Here is a 10,873-nt window from a genome sequence, read left to right as displayed (position 1 = left end):
TTTGAAGTTTTCGTTGTAACGTACTGACATAGCGATGTCCTCCTTGGTTTGAATAATATTATAATATATTATTCGAACAAGTTGTTACAAATTTACTATATCACTACATGGAGGCTATACTCATCCGGTGAAAGTTTTCTGGGATGAAGAAACTTTAACCTACCATACCATCAAAGAGCGGAAACGGCTGCAGATGTTAAGCAAGAAAGAGGCAGCCCAATATAAAAAGATGGCGGAAACAGATAAAAGTATCAAAGTCATGGAGCTGGACGAGCAGGATTTCCTGTATCTGGATTTTGGGGAGCAGCCAAAACCAACGGAAGAGGAGCTGGCTGCTGATTTTCGGAAGTTGTTACAGACAGAGATGGAAACAGAAGAAACAGCCCTTCCGGAAGATATAGCAATGCTGAAGGAATCGAAAGAAGATGGGATGGATGGAGTGGATCCAAGGAGGAAAGATACCTGGGATCTATCCGGAACACTGATCGAATGCATTGAGCGGTATGCAAGATTCCTGACAGATGAAGAAATGAATGAGATCCTTCTTGGCATGGAGTCAGGATTATCAGAGAAACAGGTGAAGAATTATTTCTGCCTGCCGGTGAAAAAAATGGAACAATACAGAAGGATGTATGTGGCAAATATGGAGTAAATATTTGTGCAATATTAATAAAAATGAAAAATAAACAAAAAAATAATAAAAAGAACAAAAGTTTTATGATAATAATTGGTTTATATAGTAAAGGACACTTTAAAACGAAAGAAAACATATTAAAGAGTAAGGGGATTTATTCATGGAAAACAACGGAAGTTAATATTCAAGGTGAAGAAATTAGTGATCTCAACGCCTTTAAATCGCTTAAATTGCGAGGAGATTATTATATTTTTAAGAATAATTATGAAAAATTTTTTGATGTAAAAGGGGTGCTACTAAGTGACATCCAAAAATATACAACTGTGCAAGGCAGATTTTTAACTAAAAGCGAATGTAAAAGTAATTCCAAAAAAGCAGTTATTGGAAAGAATGTAAAAAGTCAAATTTATAAAATTGATAATACTCCTTTCATTAATATATGTAATCAGAAATTTGAAATAATCGGTATTTTAAAAAACGATATCAATATTAAATTAGCGGATACAGTAATTATTCCTTTTCAAGCTGCTCTAGAATTATATGGTATAAATGGGCAATACGCTATAGATGGAGATGTTAAAAATATTACTCAAGTTGTCACTATTCTTAAGGATAATGGAGTAACAGAAATTATATCACCTAAAACAGATATATTTTCATCATTAACAGAGTTTTACCAGAAAAACAATGATATCTTACATGTTTATTTACTTTTATTTATATCTATTATTTTTTTACTTGTGCTTTCAATGGAATATTGTCTAATAAATTTTGAGAAAGAATACAAAATTTATATGACTCTAGGATTTTCAAATAGAATATTATTTCTGTTGTTTATAAAAATGTATTTTAAACTTATACTAATTAGCACTATCAGTTCTGCTTTTTTTACCGAAATAATAGTAAAAGTATGTAGCGATAGTAATATTTATATTATAAGTATAATTCTTTCTTTTATCCTCGATTTTTTAATCATACTTGGAATAGTTACAAAAAAAATTCTAAGAATGAGAGGGAATATCTGGAAATGAAACAAGCACTATATGATATCATTTATTATATTCGTAGAGATATAAGTAAGTACCTACTGCTAATTTTACAATACATCTTGTTTTTCACTCTTATAGGTAATACTGTATTATATATTGATGGATTAGAAAAAAATGATCAAATGTATTGTAAGAAGAACGGATACGTTTATATTAAATTAGTTCAAAATTCTTTTAATAGTTCCTTTATTGACATTTGGGATATCCCTATGAGCATAGAAAAAATGCAGCTAACTTTAGAAAAGTTAAACAATGACAAACGTTTTATTTTCAGTTCATTATTACATGATCAAGAAATCAAAGCATTTGTTAACGAAGTGAATAGATATTTTGGTGAGGACTCGTATGATGACTTTTTAGCACATTCATATTATCCAGGGTACTATAAGGAATATCCATCAAATAAACCGAGTAATGAACAGTATTGGAATAATGAACAAACTATCAATATGTCTATGTGTAAAATAGATTCTGATTCTATACAACATTATGGTCTATCAGTAAGTGAAGGAGAAATATTTTCTGATAATGATTATGTTTTTGATATTGGAAGTGGAGAGGTTTCTATTCTTTTAGGTGCTGCATATCAAGAATATTTTGATATCGGAGATACTATTCATTTGGCAACACCTATCAAAATTATGACAGCAACTGTGAAAGGTTTCTTAAAGCCTAATAGCAGAATTGAAAATGACACTACCTATGAAAATATGGGGGAAGCACCTGTCATACTGGACTATTCTATAATAATGCCATGTTTCAAAAATATTATAGGAATAGAAAATAATGAAGATAAAAAATTTGCATCATTAGAATATAATAATAATTTATATGGTACTTTAATTTTTGATTCAAAAGTATCAAAAAGTATCATAAAAGATAGTATAAAAGAAATTAATGATTATTATTTAGAACAAGGAATTTTTACAATGACACCTTTAAATGGAAATAATGGTTTTCTTTATTTACAGGGAGAAGAAAGTGTATCAATAGAACTCTTGGCACTCCTTCTATTTTGTCTTTTTATTTATAATATTTTAGCTATTCACTATAGCTTAAATTATTTTATAAAAAAACAACGACATGCTATAGCTATTCAGATACTCAATGGGAAAAAGCAGAAACATGTTATTTTGAGTTGGTGTTTCATTATTGCCTTTATTATCATGACAAGTCTAATTTTAGCGTATTTATACGACGGAACATGGATATTGCAAAAAATTTCCTTTAATATAATAATGCTATTAATAAGTGCATTACTAATATTATTAAATATATTCTTTTTTATCAAAGGTATTTCAAAGAAAACTATGCATGAAATGTTATGGAGGCATTAATATGATTTCGTTAATTGATGTAAAAAAAACATATACTAAAAACCAAATGTCCACTGATGTATTAAAAGGAATAAATTTAACAATAAACCAAGGAGATATTGTTTGTATTATGGGAGTAAGTGGTTCTGGAAAATCTACTTTATTAAATATTATATCAGGCTTGTTACCGTTAACCAGTGGTGAATATTATTATAAAGATAAAAAATTAAATACTAACAATTATAACGAAATGGAGCAATTCCGCCATAATAATATCGGAATAATATTACAAGAGTTTGCATTAATAGAAGATTTTTCTGTTTACGAAAATATTGCTCTCCCTTTGAGATATCAAAAGAATTCTTCAAAATTTATAAATAACAGAACTTCCACTATGATAAAAAAACTTGGTTTAGAGGGAAAAGAAAATTATTATCCAGATGAATTGTCCGGTGGACAACAACAACGGGTAGCTATTGCACGCGCTTTAACTAAAGAACCTGAGCTTATTATTGCAGATGAACCAACAGGTTGTTTAGATGAACATAATACCCATATTCTTTTAGATATTTTTAAAGAATTAAATCAACAAGGAATTACTATTATAATCGCGACTCACGATAAAGTGCTTTCATCTATTTGTAATAAAATATTTTATTTAAAAAATGGACTTATTAAAGAAGTAAGAGGTAACCAAACATTATCTTAATCCAGTATAATTATGCTCTTGAATTTGAAAAAGACCAACTGTTAAAAGTCAAGTCTAAAGTGAATGGTGTATGAATGAATTTCGGAAACACATTTTAGATATATTTGAACTATAAAAATCGCATGACAAACAGGGCATTGTGTATCGGTGCTCAAAAGAAGTTTCTGATAGCAGAAAAGGATTAAGCTGGTTTTAGGAAAGGGCTGCCTGATTTTTCTGGGGAGGGTCTATAAACACTGCTACTATATAATACGAAGGAGATTTGCCCATGGAACCATTGTTAAAAGTCGTAGATCTTTATAAAATATATTCCAATGATCAGGTAAAAACGCCTGCACTGCGGGGTGTAAATTTTGAATTTTTCAGTGATCGATTTTATGCCGTGATAGGAAAAAGCGGTTCCGGAAAATCCACGTTGCTGCATCTTCTGGGAGGAATGGATGTACCGACAAAAGGTCAGGTTTTCTACCGCTCAAAAGAGATTGGAAAAATGAAAGACGCACAGTTATCCAAGTTGAAACGGCAAAAATTCGGTTTTGTATTTCAGGCTTATAATTTACTGCCGGAACTGTGTGTGCTGGAAAATATCATGCTGCCTGCGGATCTGGATAAGAGAAAAGTAAAAAAGGAGTATGTAGAAGAGATATTGAATACGCTTGGCATTCAGGATAAAATCCGCAAATATCCATCACAGTTATCGGGAGGTGAACAGCAAAGAACCGCCATTGCAAGAGCGCTGATCAATCAGCCGGAGGTCATATTTGCCGATGAACCAACCGGAAATCTGGACTGGGAGAGTGGAAAAGATGTCATTGACCTGTTTGTCAAGCTACAAAAACAGTTTCATCAGACGATCATTTTAGTGACCCATGATATGGATATTGCTAGGTGCGCGGATACGGTCATCCATATACAGGATGGAATGATCGTTCAGGATTAGGAGGTCTGCTTATGAGTATGAATTCAAAAATAGCCAGATCTTTTATCCAAGGAAATCAAAAGCAAAACAGACTGCTTTACATCGGACTTTGCGTATTGTTCGTTTTTGGTATCGTGATTTTTAGTTTTCAGGGAAGTCTGATGAAATATCAGCAGGAAGAGAGTTTTAAGGAATACGGTGCATGGAGCGGAGCAGTGTATGGAGGAACCAAAGAAATCGAGACATTCTTGAAAAACGAAAAATCCGTGGAAAGTCTGGGAACCATGCGTGTTTTTGAAAATTTTTCTATTTCTTCCGGTGATATTTCTGCATATGTCGCGACCGTGGATCAGGAAATGGTTAAACTGGGAAGAATGGAAATGTTAAAAGGCGCTCTTCCCAAAAAGAATCATGAGATTGTATTGGACCAGCAGTTGTTGAAACGGATTGCGCCAGATGCAAAAATGGGGGATCAGATTACAATTCCAATTTTGTGGTCTGATGGAACAATGGAAAACTGTCAGTTTGTTTTGAGCGGGATCATGAATACATGGAGTAAAAACTGGTCCAGGGGATCGTATCCCCTGCCTGCTGCTTTTGTAAGTGATCAACAAGTGTTTTCAAAAAATAGTTCGCAGGTAAACCATTATTTTTTCCTTCGGATGAAAAGGAGCACTACGCAGTTCCGGACCTGGATCGCCTTTTAAAAGAAAATGAAGACAGTACATATATTTATAACGGAAGAGTTTACAGCCCGTCAACAGGTGCGGACAGTGAGTTCTTTGAAAAAGGCTCCTTTATTGCAATGATCTGTGCGATCGGCATTTTGGTTGTTTTTTTCCTTCTTTCTATGGTCATAAAAAACATCAGGTACCGGATTACGATCATGCGTAATCTGGGGGCGGATGTTTGGGACGTATATGAGATTTTTATGTGGGAAGCCTTTTTTATCTGGCGAAAGGCGATTCTTCTTGGTGTTACTATCGGGCTGGTTTCTTCCGGCGTGATGATAGGGGTTATGAAACATGTGCTGCGTTGGGAGATCCCTTTTATGATTGAATGGGGTTACTTATTGATCGTGACAGGCGCTTTAAGTCTTACGTTTTTTGTGGGATATTTTCTGATCACTTTCAGCTCCGTCAACAAAAAAATCCAGACATCTTATAGGGAGGATAACAGTAATGTGAAGGTAGAATCTTTTCCGAAATTAAAAAGAATCAAACCAATGACTGTTTTTCGATTATACAAAAGAAATCTTGTATTCTACTCCAAGCAAAGTGTTTTAAAAATCGGTATCTCTGTGATTGCGGTGATTGTGTTGAATTTGAGTGTCATAAAATTTTTGGATCATTATCAGCGATATCAAAATATAGAGATGGATTACACTTACACGCTAGATATTTATGATATGCATCAATGTCTGGGAGAAAAAGAAATAGAAAGAATCAAAGAAATTCCAGGAATCATTTCCGTGGATGCAAAGAAAACGATTTATCCCCAAAAGGGTACGATTTCCGTATCATGGGACGGATGGAAGGATAATGAATATATTAATTTGATAAGGAAATATAGTTACAGCACCAGTGAAGAAAATCAAGCACGGAAAGAGAGCGATTGTTTTGAACTCGATAGTCTTATCGGGCTAGATACGGATAATCCGGAATTGGTGGAATGGTATGCAGGATGTATTGACGAGGGAAAACTGGATGAGCAAAAGTTTTGTGACGGCGAACAATGTATGTTAGTTCTCTCTCCATTCTTTCTTGAAAAAACGGAGATGGTGGATAAAAAATATGAAATACGACCACTAATGGATCCGGAAGAGTATAAAAGCGTATCCAAGGTATATGAGTATCAAAATGGAAAAAATGGGATTCATCCGGGTGACAAGATTACGCTTGACATAGATGGCAAAAAATACAAGCTGGAAGTTGGTGGGATCATCACAGGCGTGACTGGTTTTGCTCCGGGAGATGTATCAAGTGTTGCAGGAAGTGGAGAGGTTGCGGTCGGCAAAGCGTTTATCGACAAAGTCGCCAATCTATCCGAAACGGAATACAATGAGTTTCATATCAATTCTTATGCTAATGCGGATCATGAGGAAACAGACTGGGAGCTTACGAATCTGTTGACAAAGTTCCTGGGAGACAGTCCGGAAAACGGTAATTATTATTTTGGAAATTCACGGGAGTTTGTAAAAGTGGCAACAGATATAGAAATGACAGGAATGTTGAAAGCGGTGTTTATGATCATCATTACACTGCTGTTGTTAGGATTTCTCTTTTATCACGGAACGGTCGGAAGAATACAAAATGAGAGAAGAAAAATCAAGATTTTGCAATTCCTGGGAATGACAAGGAAAAAGATCCGGCGCATCTATTGGATTGAAAACATGATCGAAGGGGTTTGCGCGGGCCTGCTTGGAGTGATTGGAGCAGGGGTAATTCAGTTTGAAATGTGGAAGAGAGAATCCGGTTATACAAAATTTCAGGCAGTTATGGAAGCTGGCATGCGAAAAAATCCGATGAATGAACACATTGTTCTGATTTATGCCCTTGTATTTCTGTTGTATCTTCTGATCTATCTTTTGCTGGTCATGATACCGATGAAAAATGTTCTTATGCCATTTGGTAATAGAAAATCTCTATCGTAGCGAGTAGTATATGACTGTTTCTGTAAATATGTAATTGAAGGACTCTTCTATATTAAAATCTGATTTATAGATGGAGCTTTCAGTATAAAAAATAGTCAAAAAGTAGTCAGAACTGTAATTTTACTATTTTTCATTTTAAAATAAGGTATAAAAAAGCCAGTATTTGCAAGGAACATTCAAAATCCTGAAATGAAAATACAGTAATTTATAACTTCACTCGTAATGAAGGGGTCGAGGGTTCAAGTCCCTTTTCCAGCTTTGAGGAGAAAACACCGCAAACTCAAGGAATCTTAAGGATTTCAAGGGATTGCGGTGTTTTTGTTTGGATGAAAGAAAATATAAATGTGCTTAAATTTGCCCAAAAGAGCTGAAATATAATAGTCAGATTTATAGTCAAAATGGTCAGGCGTGTATGAGGAAGGCGTTTATTGGTCTGCGTACCGAATTTGGGTACGGTATAATTTAAGTTTTTTAATATTTAGTTCATCCACGATTTCCAATACTGTTTATTTCTAAGTGGTGAACAAAGAGTGTAAGCGGTGTTTGACGGACTGCAAAATTTAATAATCATACGACAGCGTTTAGGGTTTGCTGCGATAAAATCAGAAACACATAAGCTGAAATTAAATTTTTTCTTAAAGTAGTACCAAACACGACTTCGTATCTTCAGGATATCGGAGTCTTTTTTTATGATTGATTCAGAAGAGAGCTTTGATAATATAAGTTGAAACTCAGAAGTCCAGAAAAATTCCTGTGCAAATTTTTTGTCATCAATTTTAATATTGTAGTCACTAAAACAGTGTAAAAATGGCATAAGCACGAGTGTAGTCCAGGAATTAAAATGTGATGCGAGGACAACGAGCTTATATGGATAAAATTCCAAAAGAGCCTGCTCATAGTGTAAATACATTTGATAAAAATCAAGGATATAAGAAAAAATGATCAGCAAAGTGAGTATGAAAAAGACAATGGAAAAATGGCGTTTTGGTATTTTGTCAGCTGCTTGTAACAGGAAGAAGGTAGCGATACCCCAGGAAAGCAGAAAAAGAGAGTATTCATTATACCAGTGTCTATGACGAAAAATAGAATATGAATATATAAAAAATGGACTCCAAAATAGAAAATAAGACACAAGTAAAGAAATTACAGCAGGAATAGATTCAGTCTGTAACACGTTTTTATTTATAAAAAGAAGAGGGCAGAGATATAAAACAAGTCCCAAAGGCACGATGAATTTGGAACGTACTTCCCTTTTAGAGCGTTCCCAATCAAATTTCAACAATAATGAAATCATCTCGATCATACGTTCTTTTTTCTGTACAAATTCTTTTGAAGACATGGAGGACAGATTAGTTTAGACTTCGTCCATTTCTGCCCATAAATGCTCATCCTTAAAATAATCCAGCTGTATTTTAGGTGGATAGTTTCCAGAAGGATGCAGCCCGTAACTGTTCAGATTTACTTTTAACTCGGCAAAAACAGAACCGATTGTATCTTTATTGGAATTATATAATTTGGCAGAGATATCTTTTAGGCTTTTTCTCCATTCAGCTCGGTTATTGGTAATGTGCTGTAGATAATTAGAGTTGTTTTTTGATATCCATTCAATCAATGCTACAATGACAGCAGATGACAGAAGGATATTTAATAATTCAGATGTATCCATTGAGATTCCTCCTTTGTTTTTTATAAATAAAACGTACCGAATTTCGGTACGCATTATTTTCTAAATTCGGCTTTAAAAGTTGTCGTTTAATACTTGGCTATTTTTTGCTCAGTTTCTCCCATTGCCAGGCCAGCCAAAAAGGATTATCCTTACCAGCATCTTTTATCAATTTAGTGGCACCTTCTATGGTGGAGTATATTTGATTGATAGAAGTCACTCCAAAAACAGTAATCAACTTTTCTCTTAACTCAGGGGCAATGCCAGGAAGTAAGGGAATACAGGTTAATCCGATACTGACTACGGCTTTTTTTCCTTTTTTAAGCAATTCTGCTTTGGCTTTTTCCATTTCTCTTCTGATAGAAATATCAGCCTCCTCAAGCTGATATTTGAAGTCCTGAAAATCATCCTCATAAATATGATCCATAAAAGAAATAAGGGTATGACGATATTGATCAAATAAAAGCTTATTTTTGGAGATTAATTCCTGATAGTCTTCAATACTGGCACCATATAACCAACTGAAAGTAGTATATAATTTTTCTATTTTATTTTCGGAAAGAAAAATACCGTTATTTCCCAATATATTTGGGGGAGGACTGCATTCTGAGTAGGTACCGGATATTGCCTCAATTTCATAACCAGGCTCACCGTCCATTTTGTGTTCTATGGTTTCTGGAATCAGAGTGAAAACGTTATGCTGTAGTAATTCTTTGTGAGTTAGTACTTTAATTAAAAATTCTTTTGGAATATTCCAATAGAACTCGTGCTCTGATGGCGTGTTCCCATCTACAAAACTTTTGGAGGTGACAACGGATGTGGAAGGGAAATAGCACATATACTTTAGATATTCTTCAGTGTCGTTTTCTGAAACAATATATTTTTTTGATGAGATAAATATAATCGTTGTTCTTGAAGTAATTCTTCTGCTAGCTGATATATGGATTTTACCCACATATCCGTTTCGACTGTTTGTCCGGTAAATGAGGGAATATATTTTGTGCCGGATATTGTTTCTCCGTATGAATTTAAATCAGACGCTTTTTTGATTTTTGCATCTTTTAAAATATAAAGTATTTCGGATATATAGTCTTTCATAATCTTCCTCCAGAGTACACACGATAGTGTCAAAAACCACCTGTTTTTTATTGTTCTAATTTTTATTGTTCTAAAATCCTTTAAAACCTTGATTTATTGGAGGTTTGCAAATAAAAAGAGCATTGACCTCCCTTTTTTGGTATAATATCCGCGACCAAACATCAACTAACAAAAACCTGTTCAACGCCGAAATGGAAAGACCATGCCCGAAGAAACAGTATGTCCTCTCTGTGGCGCCCCTCACCATTTCATCTACGACAATAATGGTGGAAATGGGCAGTATCCGTGTAAAATCTGTGGACAACCCTTTTCCGACGGAGATTCTGTTCCCACACCGATGCGCCTTATCTGTCCGCACTGTTGTTGCATATAACCATGTGCGCCCGCATAGTTTCAATGGATATTTTCTCCCAGGGTATTATTGCATTCTCTGCTTTGATATATTCAATTTGGGCTCTTAGCCGTATCAATTCTTCTTTTTCTAATTCCGTTAATGGTAGTTGCTTGAAATCCTTTTTTCAACTTAGATTCCTCATTTGTCTTTCGGCCTTTTTCTTATCTACCAGACTATTATAATCGAACATTTTATATTTGCGTACCCATTGATAAAACATTCACGAATGAACTTTAGTTTTAAAAGCAACAGACCAAATACACTTGCCGGATAAGGCTTTTGAACCAACTCAAGTTTTTTCATCAGATGCCCCAATTTTATTTCTACCTTTTATGTGAGTAACGCATAAGAATACCTTTCTTACTGGCTTGTCGAGTAAAGAGAGCACATATCAGTTTTGCTTTATGTTTGACACAGAGATAATTGTCCAGATCAATA

10 protein-coding genes, 1 tRNA gene and 1 pseudogene are annotated in these 10,873 nt (G+C 34.2%); 9 read left to right on the top strand and 3 right to left on the bottom strand.

Annotation, left to right across the window (positions count from 1 at the left end):
- Positions 1-127: 127 nt before the first annotated feature.
- The 8 genes from B5F18_RS01175 (at position 128) to B5F18_RS12475 (ending at position 7,538) form a co-directional block, all read left to right on the top strand.
- Complete coding sequence (locus tag B5F18_RS01175) at positions 128-652, top strand: hypothetical protein (protein WP_087155825.1); 525 nt, start codon at positions 128-130, stop codon at positions 650-652.
- 23 nt (positions 653-675) lie between these two features.
- Positions 676-1,665 carry an ABC transporter permease gene (locus B5F18_RS01170; protein ID WP_087155824.1) on the top strand — a complete coding sequence of 330 codons (990 nt, stop codon included), beginning with the start codon at positions 676-678 and terminating at the stop codon, positions 1,663-1,665.
- Complete coding sequence (locus B5F18_RS01165; RefSeq protein ID WP_087155823.1) at positions 1,662-3,020, top strand: hypothetical protein; 1,359 nt, start codon at positions 1,662-1,664, stop codon at positions 3,018-3,020. The genes B5F18_RS01170 and B5F18_RS01165 overlap by 4 nt, the downstream gene beginning before the upstream one ends.
- A gap of 1 nt (position 3,021) precedes the next feature.
- Complete coding sequence (locus B5F18_RS01160; protein WP_087155822.1) at positions 3,022-3,708, top strand: ABC transporter ATP-binding protein; 687 nt, start codon at positions 3,022-3,024, stop codon at positions 3,706-3,708.
- A gap of 268 nt (positions 3,709-3,976) precedes the next feature.
- The gene (locus tag B5F18_RS01155) at positions 3,977-4,648 is read left to right on the top strand and encodes an ABC transporter ATP-binding protein (RefSeq protein ID WP_087155821.1); all 672 of its coding nucleotides are present in this window, start codon (positions 3,977-3,979) and stop codon (positions 4,646-4,648) included.
- An 11-nt stretch (positions 4,649-4,659) separates the two neighbouring features.
- Complete coding sequence (locus B5F18_RS01150) at positions 4,660-5,334, top strand: hypothetical protein (RefSeq protein WP_087155820.1); 675 nt, start codon at positions 4,660-4,662, stop codon at positions 5,332-5,334.
- 98 nt (positions 5,335-5,432) lie between these two features.
- A complete protein-coding gene (locus B5F18_RS01145) occupies positions 5,433-7,280 on the top strand; it encodes an FtsX-like permease family protein (protein ID WP_087155819.1) in 1,848 nt (615 codons plus the stop codon).
- A gap of 184 nt (positions 7,281-7,464) precedes the next feature.
- Positions 7,465-7,538, top strand: a tRNA-Leu gene (locus tag B5F18_RS12475).
- A 220-nt stretch (positions 7,539-7,758) separates the two neighbouring features.
- Here the strand turns inward: B5F18_RS12475 and B5F18_RS01140 are convergent.
- The 3 genes from B5F18_RS01140 to B5F18_RS01130 all read right to left on the bottom strand — a co-directional run bounded on the left by B5F18_RS01140 (position 7,759) and on the right by B5F18_RS01130 (position 9,898).
- Positions 7,759-8,583, bottom strand: coding sequence for a hypothetical protein (locus B5F18_RS01140; RefSeq protein ID WP_087155818.1), 825 nt, complete (start codon positions 8,581-8,583; stop codon positions 7,759-7,761).
- A gap of 51 nt (positions 8,584-8,634) precedes the next feature.
- Positions 8,635-8,946: a hypothetical protein gene (locus B5F18_RS01135; RefSeq protein WP_087155817.1), complete on the bottom strand. Its 312-nt coding sequence runs from the start codon at positions 8,944-8,946 to the stop codon at positions 8,635-8,637.
- A gap of 97 nt (positions 8,947-9,043) precedes the next feature.
- Entirely contained in the window at positions 9,044-9,898 is an 855-nt protein-coding gene (locus B5F18_RS01130) for a hypothetical protein (protein WP_143468345.1), read from the bottom strand.
- 315 nt (positions 9,899-10,213) lie between these two features.
- Here B5F18_RS01130 and B5F18_RS13020 point away from each other — a divergent pair.
- A pseudogene (locus tag B5F18_RS13020) lies at positions 10,214-10,402 on the top strand (transposase); the annotation flags it as partial.
- Positions 10,403-10,873: the final 471 nt, after the last annotated feature.

Origin of the sequence: Lachnoclostridium sp. An181, from assembly GCF_002160325.1 — a bacterium.
Lineage (GTDB): Bacteria > Bacillota > Clostridia > Lachnospirales > Lachnospiraceae > An181.
This window is presented reverse-complemented; position numbering and strand designations above follow the sequence as displayed.